We start from the raw sequence: 24,243 nt of genomic DNA, 5'->3' as shown, positions 1-24,243 counted from the left end.
GCAAAAAATTGCGATGCAATTTCGAAACAATTACACATTGATCTGCGCTTAATTACATAATTGCGTTAATATTTTATTTTTCAAGACCGCAAAAGAAAAATATATGAGCTATTTATTGGCACTCGATCAAGGAACGACTTCAAGTCGTGCGATCATTTTTAACGAACATGGACAAGTTCAAGCTACAGCTCAACGGGAAACCCATATTCAAACCCCACATTCGGGTTGGGTGGAGCAAGATGCTCAGGAAATTTGGAGTACCCAAATTGCCGTCGTACAACAAGCGCTCGCCTCTGCTCGCATCCTCGCCAAAGACATCAAAGCCATTGGCCTGACCAATCAACGTGAGACCACTGTGGTTTGGGATAAACGCACAGGTCAACCTCTTGCCCCTGCAATTGTCTGGCAAGACCGCCGTGCAACCGAGTGGTGTGGACAACTGACCCAACAAAACCTCAATGACCTCATTCACAAAAAGACTGGATTACGTATCGACCCCTATTTTAGTGCTGGGAAATTGGTCTGGTTATTAGAACACACACAAGGTCTACGTGAACTCGCAGAGCAAGGTCATGTGGCTTTTGGCACGATTGACAGTTGGTTGGTGTGGAACCTGACACAAGGTGCAGAGCATGTGATTGAAGCCAGCAATGCCTCACGAACCATGCTAATGAACTTACAGCAACAAGCTTGGGATGAAGAACTCTTAGAATTATTCGATATTCCCCTGTCGGTCCTCCCTAAAATCATCAGTTCAGATGAATATATTGCAGATACCGCTACAGGTTTACTTGGCGCAAACATTCCCATTACCGGCATCTTAGGTGACCAGCAATCTGCGCTATTTGGACAGTCATGCTTTGACGCAGGAACAGCAAAAAATACCTATGGTACAGGCTGTTTCATGCTCTTTAACACCGGCACCGAAGTTCAATATAGCCACAATAAATTACTCTCGACCCTTGCATGGCAAGCTCAAGGTCAAACCCATTATGCACTTGAAGGCAGTGTGTTTATGGCTGGCGCAATCGTGCAATGGCTAAGAGACGATTTAGGGATTATTCAAAAAAGCAGTGATGTTGAAAAACTCGCGTGCCAAGTGGAGCATACCGATGGCGTGGTTTTGGTTCCTGCCTTTACTGGGCTAGGTGCTCCGCATTGGGACAGTGATGCCCGCGCCCTCCTCTGTGGAATGTCACGTGGTACAAATAAATCCCACATTGCTCGAGCCGCCCTAGAGGCCATTGCCTTTCAAGTGTCGGATGTATTGACCGCCATGCAGTCAGATCTGTCTAGTCCACTTAAAGAACTCCGAGTCGATGGCGGTGCCAGTAGCAATGATATGCTGATGCAATTTCAGGCCGATATTTTAAATGTGCCTGTACTGCGTCCTAAACTTTTAGAATCAACAGCATGGGGCGCTGCCGCAATGGCTGGACTCAAAGCGGGTGTGTTTTCAAATCTTGATGAAATTGCTGCATCATGGCAATTAGAACGTGCTTTTGAACCAAAAATGAATGCCGATCAACGTGAATTTCATTTGGCTCAGTGGCAATCTGCACTCAAACGGGCGCGCTCGGATCTTTGATTTTTTTCAATCAACGCCGTATGCAATAAAAAACCGCTCGAATGAGCGGTTTTTTATACTTGATGTTATTTAGTGTGCATGACCGCCACCCACACCTGCTTTAGGTCGTGGACAGAGCCAAATGATGAGTGCAGCGAATATAAAGACACCCGCCAGTACTAAAAACACATGATTGGCTGAAAGCGTTAAGGCTTCTTTATCCACCAAACTGGAGATATATCCCAAAGCAGCTTCTGAACTCATTCCATGATTCACCAAGGTGTTTTGTACCTCAGTAACATGTAAATTACTGACCATTTCACTGCGTGCGACTTTGGTGTGATCATCCCAAATGGTTACTGCAATCGACGCTCCAATTGCCCCTGCCATGGTTCTTAAGAAGTTCATCAAACCTGCCGCAGATGCCATGTCTTGTGGCAGTACCGATGCCAAGGCCATATTGGACAAAGGAATAAAGAAAAATGGAACGGCAAAACCTTGCAATATTTGCGGTAAAGCCAAAGCCATAAAGTCTGCATCCGTGGTCCAAAAGGCCCGCATAAGAGTTACACCGCCCAAGATACTTAAACCAAAACTCGCTAAAGCACGTTGATCGTATTTGGTTGCAAGCTTCGCAACAATTGGCGACATGGTCAGACTACCGACGCCCATCGTTGCAGTGAGATAGCCTGCCCACGTTGCGGTATAGCCCAAGTTGATCTGTAACCACTGCGGAATCAGGACAATACTCCCGAAGAAGGCACCAAAACCAAAGGCCAAAGCCAAGACCGAAATGGTAAAGCTTCGGTACTTAAACAGCAGTATATTCACCACAGGATGCCGCTCAGTCAGCTCCCAAATCGTAAAAACGATCAACCCGACAAATGCCGTCAGTGCCAGTACCACGATAAATGGATGATTAAACCAATCTCGTTCATGACCCAAGTCCAACATCAATTGCAAGGCACCGATCCACAACACCAACAGCAGTAAACCACCGCGGTCAATTTTCAATTTCTGTGTTGGAGTTTCAGCCGTTTTCAGTAAGCGCATCGCTGCGATTGCACAACCGATCCCGACAGGAATATTGATAAAGAAAATCCAATGCCAAGATAAATTATCACTGATCGTACCACCCAAAATTGGACCTAAAATGGGGCCAACGACGGTAGTCATTGCCCACATGCCCATGGCTTGGGATTGCTTTTCAGGAGGGAAAATACGCATTAACAACGTTTGGCTCAGTGGCATAATCGGGCCACCAAACAAACCTTGCCCAATTCGGCAAAACACCAACATTTCCAAACTGGTCGATAAACCACACAGTATCGAAAATACAGTAAAGCCAAACAGGCTGATCACAAAAACCCGTACAGAACCAAAGCGCCCAGCGAGCCAACCGGTTAATGGCACACAAATCGCTTCTGCCACAGCATAAGAGGTAATGACCCATGTCCCTTGGGATGCCGATACTGCAAGGCTACCAGTAATATGCGGCACAGATACATTGGCAATGGTCATGTCGAGCACAACCATAAAGTTCGCCAATGCCAAGACCAAGGCAGCGAGAATCAGACGACCACCTTTCAGGTCAGTCATTTGCATTTGCTGATTCATAGGCAATTACTTCGATTTCAGGTCAATCGTCGCTTCCATAGACAGCCCCACACGTAGTGGGTGTTCTGCCAACTCTTTTGGATCTAAACGAATCCTCACAGGTAAACGCTGAACCACTTTAATCCAGTTTCCTGTGGCATTTTGTGCTGGAATCAAGGCAAATGCTGAACCTGTGCCACCAGAAAAACCAGTGACTATGCCATTAAATTTAACTTTGTCACCATACAGATCAGACGTCAGTTCAACTTTTTGACCCGCTTGCACCCCTGCCAATTGGCTTTCTTTAAAGTTAGCATCGACATATAACTGAGAGACTGGCACTACCATCATTAATGACGTTCCCGGTGCAATGCGTTGTCCAACTTGAATATTACGACGTGTCACCACACCATCAAAGGGTGCTTTGATTTGTGTACGTTCTAAGTCTAACTGAGCTTGTTGTAGACGTGCTTGTGCAACTAAAACATCTGGGGTTGAGTTTTCATTGCTGTCTTGAATTAATGCATCATTCGCCGCTTTATTACTTTGTGCCGCTTTTTGACTAGATTTGGCTTGAGCAAGTCCTGCTTGAGCCACATCAAAACTAGCTTTAGCTGTATTCACAGCACTTTGCGCTGTGCTTAATTCTTCTTTAGAAATCGCACCCGAAGCAGCCAATTGTTGACGACGTTGTAATTCATCTTGAGCTTTATTCAGATCGGCTTGTGCCTTGGCGACTTGTGCGCTTGCACTATGAATTGCATCATCACTGACAAAAATTTGTGAGTTTAAAGAGCTGCTATTCGCCGCAGTTTGTTTGTATTGGCGTTTTGCTTTAAGTAATTCAGCCTGTGCCTGAGCTAAGGCAATTTCAGCATCGCGCGCATCAATGCGAACAAGCACATCGCCTTTTTTCACTTGCTGCGTATCACTCACCAAAACATCTGCCACTTGCCCCGTGACCATCGAGGTAATCGACGCTGTTTCTGCACCGACATAGGCATTATCGGTACTGACGGAATGATTTAGAAATATTGACCAAATCAAATACATCACCAAAGCAATCACGATCAATACAGCCACTATACCAAGGCCTTTTTTTCTGCGTGCTTTTAATTCCTGATCGGTGGGCTGCTTTGTAGATGGGGTTTCTGGCAGGTTACTAACGGTATCTGTCATAGATTTGTCCTAAATCTAGCAGACTTGGTCATGGCATCATGAGCTTTGCAAAGCATGTCAACTTTGCTGTCAGATAATGGTGTCGTGAGAAAGTCTATCTTCTTCAATTTTCCGGCATTTTAAAGCTAAAAAATCATATCCTGAGAATAGAAAATGTAACTCGTCAGTCTTTTTTTCGTCGGCAACAGGATAAAATCATGCCCTGCTGCCAATACTGGACTTTATTTTTTCATTATTTTGAATGTGTTAACTTAAGAATGGCTTAATAAGCATACGATGCAATCGCCGTTGCAATCACTTTACCTTCATCATTGACCATGGTCATACGCATGGTGCAGCCCTTACGACCTAAACGTAAGGTTTCAGCTCGTGCAACGAAATACTGTCCACGTCCTGGCGCTAAATAATCCACACGCATATCGACGGTCGCTAAGCGAGATACCTTTTTACTAGTTTCTACTAGATCTTCAGCTGTGGCCTTTTTATACAATTCTGCCATTGCAGAGATACCACCGATACTGTCGAGTAAGGTTGCCGCTACACCACCATGTAAAATTTGGAATGCGACATTTCCAATTAAATTACTGGCCATGTCGACACGTGCTTCGATCTGACCATCGATCACCGTCATTTTCATGGCATTGTGTACAAAAAATGGGGAGCTGTTAAATGCTTGAGCAATGTTATTTAATAAAGTATCGATTTCAATCTTCGAGTTTAGGTCAATATTACCGGTCCAACTCTTATTTACATCTGTCATAGCCTACTCGAATCGCTGTCATTGAATAAAAAAATAATACGGGGTGCGCCAAACCCTCATTATGCGTCTACAATAGTCAAAGTTTAATACTGATCAATGAGATTGTTATGACCTATACGTTCAATCGTCCAGCTTTTCCTGCCACTCGCATGCGTCGCATTCGTAAAAATGACCAGCTTCGTGCCATGGTGCGTGAAACTCAACTGACGACTGATCATCTCATTTATCCAGTATTTGTGTTGCCAGGCCAGCAACAAACTCAAGACATTCCAAGCATGCCAAACGTACAGCGTCTATCTGCTGACTTGTTACTAAGAAAGGCAGAACGTTTACTCGAATTGGGTGTTTCAAAATTAGCTTTGTTCCCAGTTACACCACAGGAAGATAAAAGCTTAACGGCTGAAGCAGCTTGGCATGAAGATGGCTTAGTCCAAAGCACCATCCGCTTATTAAAAAAAGAACTACCAGAAATGGTTCTCATCACTGATGGTGCTCTCGACCCATACACCACACATGGTCAAGACGGTATCATTGATGATACCGGCTATGTACTGAATGATGAAACCGTTGAATGCTTAATTAAACAAGCGCTCAGCCATGCCGAAGCGGGTGCAGATGTAGTTGCACCCAGTGACATGATGGATGGTCGTATCGGTGCAATCCGCCAAGCGCTTGAAGCCAATGGCCATATCTATACCAACATCATGGCTTATTCTGCAAAATATGCGTCTAGCTTTTACGGGCCATTCCGTGATGCGGTAGGTTCTTCAAGCAACCTCAAAGGTGGCAATAAATATAACTATCAAATGGACATCGGTAACCGTGCAGAAGCTTTACATGAAATCGCACTGGATATCCAAGAAGGCGCCGACATGGTGATTGTAAAACCGGGTATGCCGTATTTAGATATCGTCCGTGAAGTCAAAGATAATTTCGGTGTTCCAACATTTGTCTATCAAGTGAGTGGCGAATACGCCATGTTGGCAGGTGCCATTCAAAATGGTTGGCTGTCTGAAAACGTGATTATCGAATCGCTTATGAGCTGCCGCCGTGCAGGTGCAGATGGGATCTGGACTTACTTTGCTGAAGATGCAGCACTCATGTTGAAAGACATGAAATAACCTGCAAAGCCTTCCTGAAATGGTAACGTTCAGGAAGGCTTTTTTTATATCTGTAAAATTTAAAAAACAGTCTTGGAAGAAAAACTTCGGCGTTGCTGAAGTTAAGATCAAACTCATACATTCATCGGTTAAAAGAACATGAATATTGCCATTATTGGGGCGGGTATTAGTGGTTTACTCAGCGCATTAGAACTGGTTGAACGCGGTTGTACGGTGACGATTTTCGACCAACAACGCACAGGTTCTGCCGCATCATGGGCTGGTGGTGGCATCCTCTCCCCGATGTATCCTTGGCGATATCCCAATGAAGTCAATGCGCTCGCACGTTATGGCAAGCAGAGCTACCAAAAATGGAATGAAAAATTAAAACCTATGACTGGGATTGATTTTGAAATTCATGAAACTGGCATGTTGATTTTTGATGAAGATGATTTTGAAATTGGCTTAGATTATTCCCGTTTGCACCAAGACCCAATGCAACACGCTGATTATTTACAATCCGATCAAATTGAGCAGATTAATCCTCACATTTCAGCACGCTTTGCACATGGAATTTATTTTTCGCAATTAGCCAACATCCGTAATCCACGACTTTTGCAGTCATTAACGGCTTATTTACAGCAGCATCCCAAAGTTCAGATTTATGAACATTGTCTGATCCACCAATTAAACCGTACGGACAATCGTATCCAGTCCATCACCACCGCAGATGGTACACAACATACAGCAGATCAATTCGTTATTGCCACGGGCGCTTGGTCAGCCGCGTGGAGTGAACAACTGGACATTGAGATACCCGTACAACCCGTACAGGGACAAATGCTTCTCTTTAAAACCCCGCAGAACTGGTTGCCGACCATGTGCATGAATAAAGTCATGTACTTGATTCCACGCCAAGACGGTCATGTGGTTTGCGGCTCAAGTATGCGCCAATGTGGCTTTGATACTCAGACAACAAATACAACCTTGCAGCATATTCAAGAATCATGCTTTGACATGGTGCCAGAGCTTGCCAACTTTCCGATTGTGAAATCTTGGGCTGGCCTGCGTCCATCTTCCCCTGAAGGGATTCCGTATATTGGGCAGATGCCAAATTTCGACAATCTATGGGCAAATTTTGGGCATTTTAGAAATGGTTTATGTATGGGACCTGCTTCAGCTCAGTTATTGGCTGAACTGATGACTGGGGAAACGCCTTCATTCAATGCAGACAACTATAGTCCAACTCGCCTGTTTCAAGATGCATTGTTAAGCGTCGAATAATGGTCAATAGGTCAAATTCAACTAAGCCAATAAATCCTGCAAGGCTTCTTTTAACGTCGGAAATTTAAACTCAAAGCCTTGCTGTAATAAAGCAGCTGGCTGAACCAGTTGACCATTTAAAATTAATTGCGATTGCTCACCCAATAAAATTTTAAAAACAATTGCAGGCACATTGAGCCACGGCTTTTTCGCTAATTGACGTGCTGCAATCTGCGCAAATTGAGCCTGTGTCGATTTTTCAGGCGCAACTAAATTAAAAATATGCGGATCGATTGGCGTGGGTTCAAGCAATGCATGTTTTTTCTCTGCTTGTTTCATTAAAAACAGCATACTTCGGATCACATCTTGTATATGTATCCACACAAAAGGCTGCCGACCGGAACCTATTTTGTTGACCAAATTGAGCTGAATCGGTCGCAGCATTTGCGGTAAGATTCCGCCACCTTCAGCCAAGACCACACCTAGTCGTGTGATAATGGTATTTTGTTCAGGAAATTGGCGTGTGACTTGCTCCCAACTTTGGCATAGCTCTGACATAAAAATGGCTTGTGGTGCAGCATTTTCATCGCACACTTTTGTCCATTGTTCTTCAATATCAATACCATAATAGCCAACAGCCGAACCTGAAATAATGCATTTCGGAAAAATTTTACGTTTACGTAAATATTGATACAGCGCTTCTGTGGTTTTGACCCGACTTTCTAATAATTGCTGTTTACGCGTCTCTGTCCAGCGACCTTTGCCGATACTTTCACCTGCAAGATTAATCACATAATCAATTCTGTCATGAGGAATTTGATCGAGCTGCTGTACCCAAGTTAAATGTGGTGATTTAGAAATACGCCCAGCCTTACGACTGAGCCCAATCACTTTATAATCCGCAGCTAAAAGTGCCTTGATGAGATGTGTGCCAATAAAACCGCTGCCACCCGTCAGCAGTACTGTGGGCTGATGCATAATTTGTTCTTATCTATATGAAATAATACTGTTATCTATAGAACAAGATCACCAGATGATCAAGCTTTATGCGCCAAACTTTTGAGCAGCCATCCGCTGTGCTTGCGGACCATAAAACCAATAGGTGATTAAATACAAAGGGATAGCCATCAGTAATAACATGATCACCATTAAACTCATAAACTGAGGATGTTGAACATAGAGCATTAAATTTTGCCAAATTTCAGGATCTTTTCTTGAAAAAATTGCGATACCCAAAAGTACAAAACCAAAATTATATAACCAAAAAATCAGGCTAAACCCTAGGGTAAATTTTTTACGTTCTGCCTGTGTCGGTGCTCTCTGATTTTTATTTAAAAACCGAAATAACACCACGATCATGGCAATCAGATAGGGTACGACCGTTAAAATACCACCCACACCCTGTGGCAATAATGCTGCGATCACACCGCAAATACAGGTCATGATAAAACAAATGAAAAAAAACAATAAAAAATAACGTGTTAAAGACACCATGACCCTAACCCAAGAAGAAGTTGACACCTAGTATAAAAAGAAATGCATTTTTTTTCATTTTCATGTCAACCAATCTGTAAACGGCTACGTTATATAGGGTACAAGGTCTGTAGCAACCGATGATTTGGACGGCATCCACAATGTTTCGGTGACCTTTTTAAAAGCAATAAGCTTCATTTTGAATTTAAGTATGAACAGCAGCCATGACTTAAATTTGAAATCGATTTTTTGACCGACGATTTCATCATCACTCGAATCGTCGGTCTTTTATTTTGTGCCTTATGTATTCAGCATTTAATTTTTATATTCTACACCCAAAAAAATCAGCCGATAAAATATCGACTGACTGAAAAATCTATGCAACTTTAAAATAATTCACAACTGCAAATCTATGTTATGCAGCACAGTAGCGATTACGCCCCTGTCTTTTGGCTACATAAAGGTTTTTATCAACTTGATCCAGAAATTGCATTGGATTATCCAGATCTGAAGGAATAATGGTTTTTACCCCCATGCTGAGTGTGACGAGTTCCGACACTGCAGAGGCTTTATGCGGTAATCGTGCAGCACGCACGGCATCCATAATTCTATCGGCCATCACTGCTGCTGCGGCTTCATTGGTCTCTGGTAAAATCCAAGCAAATTCCTCGCCACCAAAACGCGCAACTAAATCACGAGGTCGTGTACAACAAGATTCCAAACTTTTAGCAATTTGACGCAGACATGTATCCCCAATCACATGACCATTCAAGTCATTGTATTGTTTAAAATAATCTAAATCGATCAAAATTAAACTCAGCGGCTTTTGCGTGCGGATTGCGTTTAACCATTCACGCTGGTAAAAGTCATCAAACAAACGTCGATTTGCAATACCAGTTAAGCCATCTTTATATGAATATTCTTCGAGCTGACGTTGCAATTTTTGTAGTTGTTCCTCTTGTTTTTTCCGCTCGGAAATATCAAACATAAAGCCGACAAGACAATCTACATCACCATTTGGTTTACGCACGACATGAACAACATCACGTATCCAAAGATATGAACCATCTTCTTTAAGTGCACGATAATCTGCTTCATGATCTATACCAGCCATAGACTGTGAAACACAATAATTCAGTACATAATTACGGTCTTCCTCGTGCATACGTGATGCCCAATCATCTACCGTTTTCCAACTACTTTGTTTCCAACCGAGTAACTTTTCAATTTGCGGTCCAATATAACTAAATGTTTTACTGTCCCAATCAATACACCAAGGAATGGCTAATGTAGACTCTAATAAAGTCTTATACACCATACTATTTGCAAGTTTTTCTTCATCAAAAGGATTATTTGGCATGTTGCATCTCCTGCTACCCCAAATGCAGGCAATATACCCGCTGTACAATAATTCACCTATATACAGGATTAGAACAACATTTTATATTCCTAGTTCTTGGTATTTTTTAACCTAATTTCAGATCTCTACTATTTGAAACGTGTAATCCTTCAAAGAAAATATAACAACAATGAACCAGCCTACTATTTTGAAATTCAAAGTTCTGATACCAAGCGTTAAGTTGTCTATTATTCTGCCGTTTTTGGTTGGTCATTTATCCCAGTTGAAGGGCTACCGATTCAATACTTCCGTATTGAAACTCAAGGCATTCATGGTGGCCTCTTAGAGCGCCCTGCTCAGACTCCACCAACGCACTGCGGCACCAATGCATTTACCTGTAGTTTTGAAGTTGAAGATTTCGACCATATCGCTGAGAAAATTTTGGCGCAGGGTGGTCAAATTGCCATGGAAAAATTTGCGATTCCTGGTCAATGTTGGCAAGGCTATTTCTTAGACCCAGACCACAATACCTTTGGCCTCGTACAAGTCGATTCAAATGCACAGTAACAGCTTAGATTGATGACCTTGTAACTGTCGAGAACGACTTAGTTTGACGTATGAATGATTAATCACCCTCGAAAATGTGAACATCTGTGATACTTTAGACCCCAATCAATTTTTTTGATTTTTGGGGGCTTGCATGACTGTTCGTTTTTTTCATACTTCTGATTGGCATTTAGGACAATTCTTCTATAACCACTCACGTGACTACGAACACGAACAGTTTCTTCATTGGTTACTCGAACAAATAGAACAAAAGCAGCCGCATGCCCTGCTGATAGCTGGCGATATTTTTGATGTCATCAACCCAGCTTCCAAAGCGCAAAAACAGCTCTATCAATTTTTAGCCGATGCGCATGTGCGTGCCCCGCACATGCAAACCCTGATGATCGCAGGCAATCATGACTCAGGTTACCGTATTGAACAAGTTGAGCCATTATTAGAAAAATACCATGCCAAAGCTGTTGGCGTGGTCCATAAAAATACTGAAGGTCAGCTCGATTTAGACCGATTACTCGTGCCTATTTATGATGAACACAAAAATATTGTGGCATGGTGTCTAACCTTACCTTTTTTACGGGCTGCCGAGATCACCGGATTCAATGATCAAACCACCAATAGCCAAAACGCTATTACCTATGTGCATCAGCAATTAATTGCGGAAGCCAAAGCACGTAAAACTTCAGATCAAGCCTTAATTTTAATGTCACATGCCCACATGCAAGGCGGTGAAACGTCGGACTCAGAGCGCCCGATTATTATTGGCAATGAAGAAGCGCTTTCGACTGCCCTATTTGATGATGTAATTGACTATGTCGCACTTGGGCATTTGCATAAACCGCAAAAAGTCGCACAGACCCATATCCGTTATAGCGGCTCACCGATTCCCCTGTCATTTAGTGAAATTAATTATAAGCACCAAGTGCTTGAGATCAGTATTGATCCAACTCAAACAGATGAATCACGCTTTCAAATGGGGTCCTTAGCAATTCCGCGCAGTGTGCAATTGCATCGCATCAAAGGCACAATTCCAGAAGTTTTGGCACAATTATCTGCTTTGGCGAGCGGTGAAATTGAAGATATTGATCAGCGTGAATATGTCGAAATTGAATACCATACCGACACCCCGCCTGCACCTAATTTAAGACAGCAGTTTGAAGAGGCTTTAGCGCCGAACCGTTATCGGTTGGTGCGCATCAGCCGCCGTTATTTAAACTCAGATCAAAATAATCAGCAACAAGCCGCAATCAACCTTGATCCACCTACGCCTGAAAAATTATTCCAAAACCTTTGGGAAAAACAAGGCTATGGTGCTGATGACACCGTAATGAAAGATTTTTTAAGTTTGGTCGATGAAGCACAAAAATCACTTGAAGATGATGTGAACGCTTAAGGAATTGCCATGAAAATTTTATCTATACGTATTAAAAACTTGGCATCTTTAGCGGGTGAACATTTTATTGATTTTGAATCTGAGCCTTTAGCCAGTGCAGGCTTAGTAGCAATTATTGGCAAAACTGGTGCAGGTAAATCAACCATTTTAGATGCCATGTGTTTGGCGCTGTTTAATCGTGTGCCACGTTTAAAAGACAGCGATGGCAAACTCATCGATGTAGATGGTTCAGAGCTGCCGACCAACTCACCGCAAACAGTCTTGCGCCGTGGTACAGGCCAAGGCTTTGCCGAGCTCAGTTTTATTGCTCAAGACCAAAAAGTCTATTCTGCACGTTGGGAAATTAAACGTGCCCGTGAAAACCCAAACGGTAAATTGCAAAGCGTACAGCGCTCACTGAAATGCTTAACAGATGGCACTGTTGTTGCGGATAAAACCAAAGCGGTTGAGAGCCAAATTTTACGCATTACTCAACTCAGTTTTGAACAGTTCACCCGTGCCGTTTTACTGGCTCAGTCAGAAGTGACCGCTTTTTTAAAAGCGCGTGATAATGAACGTGGCGAGCTATTGGAGTATCTAACCAATTCCAGTATTTTCGGGAAAATTGGTCAATTGGCCTTTGAAAAAACCAAGCAAATTGCCAATCAGCGTAAGACTTTGGAAGTTCGACTCGGTGATATTGAAATTTTATCGGATGAAGATCTTGCCTTATACACGGCGAATTTTCAAAGTCATACAGAGTCTTACCAAAAATTCGAAAGTGAAAAGCAGCAATTGCTCAAACAGCAGCAATGGTTTCAACACAAAGATAAACTGATTGCGGATATTCAGCAACGTGAGCAATATTTGGCTGTTCAACAGCAGCAACTCGATGCACTGCAGCCGCAGAAGCAGCAATTGCAGCAACTGGAAAAATTCGCCTCAATCCGTCCAAGCATCATTCAACGCAAGAATTTAAGTACTGAAATAGCAACGCTGCAGCCTCAATTGGCTCAAGCACAGCAGCAGTTCAGCGCAATTGAAATTAAGTTTAATCATGAAAAAACTCAATTTAAACAACTTGATCTACAGCAAAAACAGCAGCACCAATTTGAAGTTGATCATCAAGATCAAATTGATTTAGTACGTGCGCGGATTGCCGACCGCCGAGTGCTAGGCGATCAGCTCATTGCTGTGAAAGATGAACTCAAAAAACTGCAAGAGCAGCATGCCCCGCTACTTCAATCCGAACAGCAATTGCAACAAGTGCAGCAGCAGTTAGAACAACAGTTAGAGCAGCAAAATACCCTACTGCTGCAAACAGCACATTTTCAAGTTTTAGATGAAGCGCTGTCTGCACATCTCAGCCCTTTACAGCGCTTTATTCAAAGTTATGTGCAATTTGAGCAGCAATATGGTGATGTCGCTCAAGCCACGGAGCAACTCGCACAAAAACAACAGCAACTTGAGCAGCTCATCCAGCAATTTGGTCATGACCCAGCGCTTAACACTAAAATTACGGGCTTACGTACAGCGCGTGAAGAGTTATTACATCGTCTCAATCAATTGGATGTCACAAAGAGTCATTGGCAACGTTACCACGCTATACATCTTGAACATCAGCAAAAATTGCAAGAGCAACAAAAACTGCAAAGTGATCTCGCACAGCATCAGCAGCAATGCAGCACAGCTGAAACTGAGTTTCATACACAAAAATCGGCTCGAGAAAGTTTGCAAACAGTGTTGCAGCAGCAGCGATTACTGCATGCAGAAAATATTGAACAGCTCAGAGCTAATCTGGTCGCAGGAGAAGCATGTTTAGTCTGTGGTAGTACGGAGCACCCATATACACATAACCAAGATGAGCTTTCCCATGAACTGTTGAAACTGCAAGAACAGCAGGAACAGCAAGCGCTAGCGCAGGAAAAAGTAGCCTTTGATCTGTGGCAGCAACTGCAAAAAAAATGCACACAGCAATCCACTGCATTTGAAGCCAATGCACAGCAACTCATCGCAATCAGCACACAACAAAGTAATGTCCAAACCCAGCTTGAACAATCACTTAATGCACTGAATATTCCATACGATTTGCACTCAGATTTGAGCTTGCTTGAGACGGCTATAACGCATCATATTGCACAAACACAGCAGTCTTTGCAGCAAACAGAAGCTGATTTAAAAACCCATGAACAGGCGCAGCAAAACAGCCAAACTTTGTCTCAATACATTCAGCACACGACAAAACAGCTGACCGATGTACAGCATGCAGAACAAAATATTCAGCCTATTTTGTCTATACTCAATGACACTGAAAAACATGCATGGCAGCAATCGACCCGCACCGCTGCTGAACAGGTTTATGAGAAACTACAGCAGCGCCTTCATACGTTAAAACAACGCAATGAACTGAATACACAACTGAATCAAAAAACACAGCAGCTGGAACAGGCGAAACAGCAAAGTAAATTCAGTCAAGAGAATATTGCTGCAACTGAAAAACGAATTGCGAAACTGTTAGAAGAAGGTAAACAAAATAGCGATCTTGCAATCCAAGCTATTTTTACCATGACCCAAGTAACCGTTGAAAAACCGCATGAATGGTTATTGCAGTTTGAGCAAAATCGACAACAGCTGCAAACTCAGTTTAATACGGTACGTCAACAATTTGAGCAGCGACGCCAAGCCTTTGATACGGCACAAGCAACACTGCAAAAATATCAGGCACAGCAACTACAGTTGCAAACTCAACAAAATGCAGCCGCGTTGAGTATTCAACAGTGGTTAGCGCTGCATATTGATTTTAATAACACCTTGTTGCAGCAGCTCAGTGAAATTACACATGAGCAAGAGCTGCAACTGAAACAGCAAATTAGCTCGGCTGAACGTGCATATAGCGATGCTCAGTCTGCTAAGAAAACATTGGATGAGCAACTACAGCAGCACTTAATGCTGCAGCCTGAAATCGAATTTGAAGCACTACTCTCACAATTACAAAGTTTGGTTGAACAAATAACCCAAGTGATGGAACAGCGTGATGAAGTGAAACTCAAACTCGAAGTACATCAACGCAATGTAGCAAAACAGCAGCAATTTACCGATCAGATTCAACAGATCCAATCTGAGGAACATCGTTGGAATAAGATTTCGAGCTTAATGGGCGATGCAACGGGCAAGAAATTCCGTGATTTGGCACAGCAATATAACCTCGATATTTTAATTGAATATGCCAATCAGCAATTGGCGATGCTTTCACAGCGCTATACCTTAAAGCGCCTTGAAAACTCATTAAGCCTAGCCATTGTCGATCATGATATGGATGGTGAAACCCGCTCGGTCTCTTCGCTTTCAGGCGGTGAGTCTTTCTTAACCGCGCTCGCTTTATCCTTAGCCATTGCGAGCATGGCATCAGGTACAACAAAAATTGAAAGCCTATTTATTGACGAAGGATTTGGTACGCTAGACGCTTCAAGTCTGCACATGGTGATGAATGCTCTGGATCAGCTACAAAACCAAGGGCGTAAAGTCGTGCTAATTTCTCACATTCAAGAAATGCACGAACGAATCCCTGTGCAAATTCAAGTCAATCCTGTCGGAGCAGGTGCAAGCACCATCCAAATCGTATCTTAAAAAAAGCCTGCTTAAAGCAGGCTTTATAATTTTTGATTCTCTAGATCATTACGTCCCGAGTGGACGTAGCGTTAAAATCTGTTCACTACGCCCAAATGGGCCATGGACATCATGCAATACAGAACTACTCAAACCAACACCATCCGCTCCATACTGCTGCACGGTTTCCAGACCTAACCACTGTCCCTGTGGTAAACGGTGCAAATGGATTTGTAGATCCAGATTTGGAAAGCCCCAGCCAAATGGCCAATCCTGACGCGGAACAATACCATTGGCGGTATCAACCATGCCCATTAAACGGACAAAATCAGCAGTCGGCTCACCTTCAACCATGTCATGCTGTGTTCTCAGCCACACAATGCCTTGACCTGCACGGCGCCCATGGCTTCTTGCTTCAATCGACTGAATATATCCCCCCGGCCACTGACGGATACCGTCCCAAATCGGCGCAGTTTCTGGCCCAGTCACATCAGCATCCTCCAAACCTTTCACGGACTGGCTATTTTGCGTCATCATGCGCCAAGTGCGTGCCACAATGCAGGTTTTGCCCTGAGCCCGCATTTCAGATTCAATCAGTTCAATGGTTTTTCCCGGACGAATCACTTGCGTGATTATTTCAAACTCGCCAGCAGGAATTAAGCCCAAAATATCGAGGCTAATGCGCCCGATACGCATATCATGACGTGGTGAAAAACGGTCTAATTCAGCACAAATAATGCCTGTAGCTGGTGCCATGTGTTGCTCATGTGCATTCCATGCACCTTGTGCTAAATTGGTCGAATGGTAATGTGCCGTGACACAGCCTTGCGCATCTACGTCGCGTTGAATCAACTGATAATATGCCGTCATGAACTTCCCTATTTGTCCAAGTGTGAATTACTTCAATATCAAAAACATCCTGATTATTTTGTACTCAACTTTAATGGAAAGTTCAAATTAAAAGGCTCACTTTGAACCCATAGGTTTCATCTATTGTGAAAATTTATCTGCTGTGCTTACACTTTATAAGCCTAGTTTTTGAAAGCAGGCTGAATCTTCTGTCCTATTTTGAATAATCACGTGCGCCAAACAATGCTGTCCCCACGCGAACCATCGTTGAACCCGCAGCAATCGCATCAGTCATATCGCCTGACATCCCCATACTTAATGTATCCCAATCTTCAGGTTTCGCATGCTGTGCTTTGACGTGTTCAAAGAGCATTTTGGCATCAGCAAACGCTTGCGGATTGTTTGGAGCAGGAATCACCATCAGTCCACGTAAGCGTAAATTCGGTAGCGTAGAAATCTGTGCGACCAAATCTGCTACTTCATTCGGCTGACAGCCATCCTTCGTATCTTGCGCATCAATATTGACTTGTAGGCAAATATTCAAAGGTGCTTGCGTCGCTTCTCGCTGGCTTGATAAACGCTCCGCAATAATCAAACGGTCTACCCCATGCACCCAAGCAAAATTTGAAGCCAAATGTTTGGTTTTATTGCGCTGTACATGACCAATGAAATGCCAATCAATCTCTAAATCTGCCAAAGCCTCAATTTTTTCAAGCGCTTCTTGCAGATAATTTTCACCAAATGAGCGTTGCCCCGTTGCATACATTTCTCTTAGCATTTCAGCAGGATGCGTCTTAGATACAGCCAACAATTCAACCGATTGCTGTGGTCGACCCGCAAGTTGGCAAGCCTGCTCAATTTGCTGCAAGACTTGATTTCGTGCTTCTTGAAGTTTATTCATTGACGGGGTTCTCATTTCATTCATCTTTTTTTGCATTGCCCTGCAACTAAGTGTTGGTTAAGCTGTGGGAAAGCCTTATTATTCTATCAAAATAATTAAGATTTAATTTTTATCTCGGGGATTTTATGGACATTACAGAACTATTGGCCTTTGCTGCCAAAAATAACGCTTCGGATTTACATTTATCTTCTGGTATGCCACCAATGATTCGTGTGGATGGTGAAGTTCGTCGTATCAACCTTCCTGCTCTTGAACATAAAGAAGTGCACAAATTAGTTTACGACATCATGAACGATAAACAGCGTCGTGATTACGAAGAAAAATTAGAAACTGACTTTTCATTTGAAGTACCTGGTGTGGCTCGTTTCCGTGTGAACGCATTTAACCAAAACCGTGGTGCTGGTGCCGTATTCCGTACCATTCCTTCAAAAGTACTAACCATTGAAGATCTTGGCATGGGCCAAATCTTCAAAGATATTTGTGAATATCCACGTGGCATCGTATTGGTGACCGGTCCAACAGGTTCGGGTAAATCAACCACGCTTGCTGCGATGGTTGATTACATCAACGACAACCGTTATGACCATATTTTAACGGTCGAAGACCCGATCGAATTTGTACACGAATCAAAAAAATGCTTGGTCAACCAACGTGAAGTACACCGTGATACGCACGGCTTTAACGAAGCACTTCGTTCCGCACTGCGTGAAGACCCGGATATTATCTTAGTCGGTGAGATGCGTGACCTTGAAACCATTCGTTTGGCGCTGACAGCTGCTGAAACCGGTCACTTGGTCTTCGGTACACTCCATACAACCTCTGCCGCAAAAACCATTGACCGTGTGATTGACGTATTCCCTGCTGAAGAAAAAGACATGGTTCGTGCCATGTTATCTGAATCACTTCAAGCCGTAATTTCACAAACCCTACTCAAGAAAAATGGTGGCGGTCGTGTGGCTGCGCATGAAATCATGATCGGTATTCCTGCGATCCGTAACTTGATTCGTGAAAACAAAGTCGCGCAAATGTATTCTGCGATTCAAACGGGTGCCAACTACGGTATGACCACACTCGATCAAAGCTTAAAAAACCTTGTCGCAAAAGGCATTATTAGTACGCAAACTGCACGGACTGCAGCGAAGCAACCCGAATCTTTCTTGTAATTTTTTTATTTTTCTGGGGCGATCGTTATGGATTTTAACGGCTTACTTGATTATATGGTGGAGAAAAAAGCATCGGATTTGTTTATTACAGCCGATGTTGAACCCTCGATTAAGATCAATGGGCAAATTTTGCCAATTGGCTCGACTAAGTTACCGGGCCCGACTGTCGGTCAAATCTTACATTCGATTATGTCTGACAAACAGCGTAAGGAATTTGCCGATACGCGCGAATGTAACTTTGCCATTAGTAATACCAGTAAATCTGCTCGTTTTCGTGTCAGCGCCTTTCAACAACGTGACCAGCCAGGTATGGTTCTGCGTCGTATCGAAACCGTTATTCCAACGATGGATGAGTTGAAATTACCGCCGATTTTAAAAGAATTAGCGATGACCAAGCGTGGCATTATCATTTTCGTAGGTGCAACGGGTACAGGTAAATCAACCTCTTTGGCATCTTTGATTGGCTATCGTAATGAAAATAGCAAAGGTCATATCATTACAATTGAAGACCCGATTGAATTTGTACACCAACACCGAGGCTGTATCATTACCCAACGTGAAGTGGGTATTGATACCGACTCTTTCGAAGTTGCCTTAAAAAATACGCTACGTCAGGCACCTGACGTGATTCTGATTGGTGAGATTCGTTCACGAGAAACTATGGACTATGCGATTGCCTTTGCTGAAACCGGTCACTTGGTTTTTGCAACACTGCATGCCAACAACGCCAACCAGGCCATCGATCGTATCATTCACTTCTTTGAAGCAGATCGTCATAGTCAGCTATTCATGGACTTATCTTTGAACTTAAAAGCAATGGTTGCGCAGCAGTTGATTCCAACCATTGATGGTAATTCACGTCGTGCTGCCATTGAGATTTTGATCAACTCACCTTTAATTTCAGACTTAATCCGTAAGGGTGAAGTGCACGAAATTAAAGACCTGATGAAGCGCTCTCGTGAACTAGGTATGCAAACCTTTGACCAAGCCTTATATGACCTTTATAAAGCCAAGCAAATTAGCTACAAAGATGCGCTAAAACATGCCGACTCACCGAACGACCTGCGTCTACAAATTAAATTGTCTGAAGAAGGCGGTGAGCATTTACTGCGTGCAAATTCAAATATTACCTTTGATGGTCAACATTAATTCTGCATGATGCTTTCGGAAATAAAAAACAGACTTCATATGAAGTCTGTTTTTTATTCATTCTCATCCGCATCGAATTATTTTTTACGATATGCTTCTTGGCATTCAGGCGCATCACAATAGCCATAAAGATTTAATGAGTGACCTGTAAGTTGGAAACCAAATTTTTCTGCCACTTGATGTTGCTCATGCTCAATCACATCATTAGTAAATTCCACCACTTTATTGCAGTTTTGACACACAATATGGTCATGGTGATCTTCTTGCATAATCTCAAAAACAGAATGATTGTTTTCAAAATGATGGCGTTGAATAATACCTGCAGCTTCAAACTGTGTTAACACGCGATACACAGTTGCTAAACCCACATCTTCACCCTGTTCAAGTAAAGTCTTATAAATATCTTCTGCGCTTAAGTGATGTTGTCTTGAATTTTCAAGCAATTCCAATATTTTAATTCGTGGAAGTGTAACTTTAAGTCCAGCTTTACGTAAATCTTGATTTGAAATAGGCATGAAAAAAGGTCTCTCAACAAAATTAAAGTTGGAATATGCAACAAAGTTTAGATGCAGTATGATCTATCCTTGGATCAAATGCATCATAATTAATTTGGGATAGTTTAGCAAAATGCAAAAAATCATGCTGACGTTATTCGTCACTTCATTGCTCGTAGGCTGTTCAACCTTGGGCGTTTATAAAGTTGATATTCCACAAGGTACACCTTTAACTCAAGCACAAGCGGCTAAAATTCAAGTGGGAATGAGCCACCAACAAGTTCGCTTTTTGCTAGGTAGTCCAACTGTTGCCGATCCAATGAATCCGTTACGTTGGGACTACATTTATAAGTATACCCCAGGAACATATGCTAAAAAAGCCAAGATTCCTGCTGCACATGGTCAACACTTAAAAATCTTCTTTGACCAAAACGGTATCGTTCAAAAAACTGAAGGCTTAGAAACCATTCCAGAGTCTCAACCGGGCTTACCAGGTTCTAAAGAAGCGATTTTAACTGCGCCACCACTATAGTCGCTTTAAGATAAAAATAAACCCCTAAATTTAGGGGTTTTTTTTATAAGTACAATTGCTTGAAACGATTGCCTCGACAATAACGGCCGACGGGATTTTTCTTGGCGCGATTACGACGAATATCTTTCGGATTAATGGTTAATGCACGATAGATTTCGACGCGATCACCTGCTTCAAGTAACTGAGAAGCATCGCTTAAACGTGCCCCGAAGATTCCAAGGGTTAACTCTTCGGGTAATTCAACTTGCTGTCGAATACCACTTTGCATAATGGCATCTTCAGCAGTCATACCGGGGTTAAAGCTCAGCGGAATTAATATCTGCTGTTCAACGCCTGCATAAGCCACCCACACTTGTAACTGAGCGGTCATTAGAATAACTGCCCAACTACAGCTACTAATGCCAATACTATCGACAAGGGTAAGACGATTCGTACGGCAATACGCCAAATATTATAGAAAGCTTCATGACTGAAGTTCATTGACTTACGTAGATGACTAATCTTCATAATCCAACCTGCGAAAATCGCATAAATCAGACAAATAATTAAGCCCCAAATCAACAAGGCAATATTAAATACTGGAACAACAGTGCTCAGTGCCCATACAAAAACCGCAACCAATAAAATCGCCCATTGCACCATTACGGCCAATTGGCGTTGTTGTAATTGTTCACGTGCCATTTGAATCAGCAATGCTGAAGCAGCAACCAAACCCACAACCAATGCTAAAGCAGGTACTTGTGTTTTTGCTGCGAAAAAAGCAAAAGCAATCACTGCCAAGAGTTGAGCGATCCAAATTGGAAATACCGTTTTGCTTGCAATCTCTTGTTGCTTCACGGCTGGCAAACTTGACTGCCAGTACAAGCCCATCCCCAAACCACTTGCTACGAGCGCCAAAACAGTTGCATTGCCCCACTCACTAAATTCGAGTGTAGTCATTTTCCATTCTGGCAATGCCGTTCCCATAACATTCGCTAAGACTACTGCAGCAATCACACCAATAGCGGTCAAAATCACTAAAAATTGGCGTGGTACAAACGACAATGCAAATGCAATGACCGCAAGGACAGCCAAAATAATGCTATAGGCAAAGCCATTAGCTGTAAAAATTGCCACATATTGCGACGCGGCTGAAAGCATGGCACCTGCTAAAAATGGAATAAATACTACGGCAAGCCAACCGACTATACGCCATTTGGGTGAAGCATCCGCATCACGTGTTAGCGAAGACAGTGCTTGAACTGCTGTAATTTTTGAACGTTTTGCTAACGCAATCTCCAAATAACATAGCGGTAAAGCTAAAATAAGCATTGTACCTAGCCACAACAGCCAGAAATCTAGCTGACGTTCAATTTGAATACCTGTTACCGGTGCTAAAGTTGCAATAATGATAAAAGATAAACAGAACGCCATCAGTGGCGATAACCATTTCGACATCGCATTGTCCTGCATGACAAATTCCTTTGAAAATTCTAGCGCTATTTTGCCTTGCCGTGCCTTGAAAATCAAAAACAAAAAGCAAACCACCTTAAAGGTGATTTGCTGCGCAAATGATATTATAAGAATTTAATTGTTTTTATTTCATTTTTGGGGTTATGAAAAGAAACGTGCAAACCAATTTTTGCCTTTTTTCTTTTCTTTTTCTTTGATGATACCCATCATATTTTCTTTAACCGCACCAACATAATCAGCATCATCATGCTGAATATGGTTAATCAGCCATTTTGAAAGCACTTCATGTAATTCATTTTCAATCGCATGTCCCATTTCAAAACGGTCGCGATAAGATTCAATTTTTTTAATAAATAAATCATGTACACGTTTATGCGGCACACGATATTTATAACCCGCTTCTTCTTGTAAAGATTCTTCGAAGGTAAAATGTGATTGAGTGTAATCAATAATGTTTTCCAAAATTTGTTTTACACGATCACGATCTGTATTTGCGTCAATGCCATCAATTTCATTGATGTAGTCAAGAATCCGTTTGTGTTGATCGTCAATCACATCGATACCAGTATTGTATTCTGGAACCCATTTCATTTTCATTACGACCACCTATAAATATGAAGGACTTATCACGTAAATTTCATCATATAATTAAAGGACTTAAATAAAAATGAAGTAAAAAGGTTGGTTTTAATTGAAATACTGCCATTTATAATGTAATCAATTGTTTTTATTATGTTAATTTATTTAATCCCGAGCATAAAGCTAAGATATTTTTTAATCAATTCAATATCTTAGAAAATACCCTTAATTCAATAAAGTGTAAGATATTCATTTTTATAATGAATATCTTTCATTCAAAATTAATACTGATCTGCACGCGTGACGCGTTTTAAAGATGGGTCCAGCCGCTCACGTTCTAAACGTTCAACAACCGTCTTTGCAGCACGTATCGGACGGCCATGTTGAAATAAAATCATTTCACCCGGCTCAAATGCTGTCCAAACTTCGTTTTGCGTTAGGGGTTCAGTGGTAATCACGGCAACACGGTCTTCAGGCGTGGTGACTTCACTAAAATCGACTTCAACATCAATATCAATCAACTGTGCAGGTTGAAATGGGAACTCTCGAACCAACCAATGCAGCTTGGTAATCGCATAACTAAATAGCGCCTGCCCATTCGACAAACAAAAATTAAAGGTGCCATGTTCTGCAATTTTCGGAGAAATTTCTAATAACAGATCAAACACCTGATCGAGTGTAGGTTCGGTATAACCAAAACGTTTTACCATTTGCTCGAGCAAATAGCAAAAGGCCAATTCACTGTCGGTATTGCCGACGGGGTTGAAGCGCCCCGTGAGCTCAGGCTGAAAGCCATGTAGGTCGCCATTATGTGCAAAAATCCACTGTCTGCCCCACAATTCACGACTAAATGGATGTGAGTTTTCAAGATTAATTTTGCCTTGTGTCGCTTTACGAATGTGTGCAATCACATTGCGAGATTTAATCGGGTAGTTTCGGATCAGCTCAGCAATCGGAGACTCTACAGCAGATTGATTGTCGACAAATAAACGACATGCTTTATCTTCAAAAAAAGCGATACCAAAGCCATCACAATGATCTGAGGTAATTCCTGCTCGCTGCGAAAATCCCCGAAACGAAAAAGTAATATCGGTAGGAGTCGCACAATTCATTCCGAGCAGCTGGCACATATCGATCATTTCAGCAGTAAATCTATGATTTCTCTATTGTGCATGACAGTTTTAGTTGTTGTAAATCTAAAATCGGCGCCATTGTAAGAGTTTTTATAATCCAACAGGGCAAATACATTATTTGATCTTTTCAAATGTCACTTAGCCAACTGATAAATAATAAAAAAGCCTCAAAAGA

At 42.2% G+C, this 24,243-nt stretch carries 21 protein-coding genes and 1 pseudogene; 9 read left to right on the top strand and 13 right to left on the bottom strand.

Translation table 11 applies throughout. From position 1 onward, the window contains the following. Window positions 1-103: 103 nt before the first annotated feature. Window positions 104-1,588 carry a glycerol kinase GlpK gene (gene glpK, locus FTU17_RS04605; RefSeq protein WP_180134779.1) on the top strand — a complete coding sequence of 495 codons (1,485 nt, stop codon included), beginning with the start codon at window positions 104-106 and terminating at the stop codon, window positions 1,586-1,588. Window positions 1,589-1,657: 69 nt separating this feature from the next. On the opposite strand, the gene FTU17_RS04600 is transcribed toward glpK, so the two are convergent. The 3 genes from FTU17_RS04600 to FTU17_RS04590 form a co-directional block, all read right to left on the bottom strand. After that, window positions 1,658-3,184, bottom strand: coding sequence for a DHA2 family efflux MFS transporter permease subunit (locus FTU17_RS04600; protein WP_180008247.1), 1,527 nt, complete (start codon window positions 3,182-3,184; stop codon window positions 1,658-1,660). Between the two features lie 6 nt (window positions 3,185-3,190). Continuing rightward, complete coding sequence (locus FTU17_RS04595; RefSeq protein ID WP_180134778.1) at window positions 3,191-4,342, bottom strand: efflux RND transporter periplasmic adaptor subunit; 1,152 nt, start codon at window positions 4,340-4,342, stop codon at window positions 3,191-3,193. A 262-nt stretch (window positions 4,343-4,604) separates the two neighbouring features. After that, window positions 4,605-5,102, bottom strand: coding sequence for a thioesterase family protein (locus FTU17_RS04590; RefSeq protein WP_180134777.1), 498 nt, complete (start codon window positions 5,100-5,102; stop codon window positions 4,605-4,607). A 107-nt stretch (window positions 5,103-5,209) separates the two neighbouring features. On the opposite strand from FTU17_RS04590, the gene hemB reads away from it, so the two are divergent. Both hemB and thiO read left to right on the top strand, forming a co-directional pair. After that, window positions 5,210-6,223: a porphobilinogen synthase gene (hemB, locus tag FTU17_RS04585; RefSeq protein ID WP_111885258.1), complete on the top strand. Its 1,014-nt coding sequence runs from the start codon at window positions 5,210-5,212 to the stop codon at window positions 6,221-6,223. 138 nt (window positions 6,224-6,361) lie between these two features. Continuing rightward, window positions 6,362-7,486: a glycine oxidase ThiO gene (gene thiO, locus FTU17_RS04580; RefSeq protein ID WP_180134776.1), complete on the top strand. Its 1,125-nt coding sequence runs from the start codon at window positions 6,362-6,364 to the stop codon at window positions 7,484-7,486. A gap of 21 nt (window positions 7,487-7,507) precedes the next feature. Here thiO and FTU17_RS04575 read toward each other — a convergent pair whose 3' ends face one another. The 3 genes from FTU17_RS04575 to FTU17_RS04565 form a co-directional block, all read right to left on the bottom strand. Further along, window positions 7,508-8,443, bottom strand: a complete 936-nt coding sequence (locus tag FTU17_RS04575; protein ID WP_168379055.1) for a TIGR01777 family oxidoreductase — start codon at window positions 8,441-8,443, stop codon at window positions 7,508-7,510. A gap of 66 nt (window positions 8,444-8,509) precedes the next feature. Further along, the gene (locus FTU17_RS04570) at window positions 8,510-8,959 is read right to left on the bottom strand and encodes an ABZJ_00895 family protein (RefSeq protein WP_180134775.1); all 450 of its coding nucleotides are present in this window, start codon (window positions 8,957-8,959) and stop codon (window positions 8,510-8,512) included. A 394-nt stretch (window positions 8,960-9,353) separates the two neighbouring features. After that, window positions 9,354-10,298, bottom strand: a complete 945-nt coding sequence (locus tag FTU17_RS04565; protein ID WP_078193095.1) for a GGDEF domain-containing protein — start codon at window positions 10,296-10,298, stop codon at window positions 9,354-9,356. A gap of 144 nt (window positions 10,299-10,442) precedes the next feature. On the opposite strand from FTU17_RS04565, the pseudogene FTU17_RS04560 reads away from it, so the two are divergent. The 3 genes and pseudogenes from FTU17_RS04560 (at window position 10,443) to FTU17_RS04550 (ending at window position 15,837) form a co-directional block, all read left to right on the top strand. After that, a pseudogene (locus tag FTU17_RS04560) lies at window positions 10,443-10,844 on the top strand (VOC family protein). Between the two features lie 133 nt (window positions 10,845-10,977). Continuing rightward, window positions 10,978-12,231 (top strand): exonuclease SbcCD subunit D C-terminal domain-containing protein, encoded by a 1,254-nt coding sequence (locus tag FTU17_RS04555; protein ID WP_168379059.1) that lies wholly within the window; start codon window positions 10,978-10,980, stop codon window positions 12,229-12,231. A 9-nt stretch (window positions 12,232-12,240) separates the two neighbouring features. Further along, the gene (locus FTU17_RS04550) at window positions 12,241-15,837 is read left to right on the top strand and encodes an AAA family ATPase (RefSeq protein ID WP_180134774.1); all 3,597 of its coding nucleotides are present in this window, start codon (window positions 12,241-12,243) and stop codon (window positions 15,835-15,837) included. Window positions 15,838-15,885: 48 nt separating this feature from the next. Here the strand turns inward: FTU17_RS04550 and FTU17_RS04545 are convergent, their stop codons facing one another. Beyond that, window positions 15,886-16,686: a thioesterase family protein gene (locus FTU17_RS04545; protein WP_078193098.1), complete on the bottom strand. Its 801-nt coding sequence runs from the start codon at window positions 16,684-16,686 to the stop codon at window positions 15,886-15,888. Between the two features lie 193 nt (window positions 16,687-16,879). Beyond that, the gene (locus FTU17_RS04540; RefSeq protein ID WP_180026560.1) at window positions 16,880-17,566 is read right to left on the bottom strand and encodes a YggS family pyridoxal phosphate-dependent enzyme; all 687 of its coding nucleotides are present in this window, start codon (window positions 17,564-17,566) and stop codon (window positions 16,880-16,882) included. Window positions 17,567-17,691: 125 nt separating this feature from the next. On the opposite strand from FTU17_RS04540, the gene FTU17_RS04535 reads away from it, so the two are divergent. Both FTU17_RS04535 and FTU17_RS04530 read left to right on the top strand, forming a co-directional pair. Then, on the top strand, window positions 17,692-18,729 hold the full coding sequence (locus FTU17_RS04535; protein ID WP_078190026.1) for a type IV pilus twitching motility protein PilT: 1,038 nt from the start codon (window positions 17,692-17,694) through the stop codon (window positions 18,727-18,729). Between the two features lie 27 nt (window positions 18,730-18,756). Continuing rightward, entirely contained in the window at window positions 18,757-19,878 is a 1,122-nt protein-coding gene (locus FTU17_RS04530; RefSeq protein ID WP_168379063.1) for a PilT/PilU family type 4a pilus ATPase, read from the top strand. A gap of 77 nt (window positions 19,879-19,955) precedes the next feature. On the opposite strand, the gene fur is transcribed toward FTU17_RS04530, so the two are convergent. Then, complete coding sequence (gene fur / locus FTU17_RS04525; RefSeq protein ID WP_078193101.1) at window positions 19,956-20,393, bottom strand: ferric iron uptake transcriptional regulator; 438 nt, start codon at window positions 20,391-20,393, stop codon at window positions 19,956-19,958. A gap of 112 nt (window positions 20,394-20,505) precedes the next feature. On the opposite strand from fur, the gene FTU17_RS04520 reads away from it, so the two are divergent. Next, the gene (locus FTU17_RS04520; RefSeq protein WP_180134773.1) at window positions 20,506-20,904 is read left to right on the top strand and encodes an outer membrane protein assembly factor BamE; all 399 of its coding nucleotides are present in this window, start codon (window positions 20,506-20,508) and stop codon (window positions 20,902-20,904) included. Window positions 20,905-20,947: 43 nt separating this feature from the next. Here the strand turns inward: FTU17_RS04520 and FTU17_RS04515 are convergent, their stop codons facing one another. The 4 genes from FTU17_RS04515 to FTU17_RS04500 form a co-directional block, all read right to left on the bottom strand. Beyond that, window positions 20,948-21,274, bottom strand: coding sequence for an RnfH family protein (locus FTU17_RS04515; RefSeq protein ID WP_078190030.1), 327 nt, complete (start codon window positions 21,272-21,274; stop codon window positions 20,948-20,950). Continuing rightward, a complete protein-coding gene (locus FTU17_RS04510; protein WP_180134772.1) occupies window positions 21,274-22,356 on the bottom strand; it encodes a hypothetical protein in 1,083 nt (360 codons plus the stop codon). The genes FTU17_RS04515 and FTU17_RS04510 overlap by 1 nt, the downstream gene beginning before the upstream one ends. 141 nt (window positions 22,357-22,497) lie before the next feature. Further along, the gene (locus tag FTU17_RS04505) at window positions 22,498-22,953 is read right to left on the bottom strand and encodes a bacteriohemerythrin (RefSeq protein WP_078190032.1); all 456 of its coding nucleotides are present in this window, start codon (window positions 22,951-22,953) and stop codon (window positions 22,498-22,500) included. Window positions 22,954-23,216: 263 nt separating this feature from the next. Then, window positions 23,217-24,065, bottom strand: coding sequence for a class II glutamine amidotransferase (locus tag FTU17_RS04500; protein ID WP_168379079.1), 849 nt, complete (start codon window positions 24,063-24,065; stop codon window positions 23,217-23,219). Window positions 24,066-24,243: the final 178 nt, after the last annotated feature.

It is taken from the genome of Acinetobacter sp. YH12070, assembly GCF_013419625.1.
In the GTDB taxonomy this organism is placed as follows: domain Bacteria; phylum Pseudomonadota; class Gammaproteobacteria; order Pseudomonadales; family Moraxellaceae; genus Acinetobacter; species Acinetobacter amyesii.
Note: the sequence above shows the minus strand (reverse complement) of the source record. Positions and strands in the feature narration are given on the sequence as shown.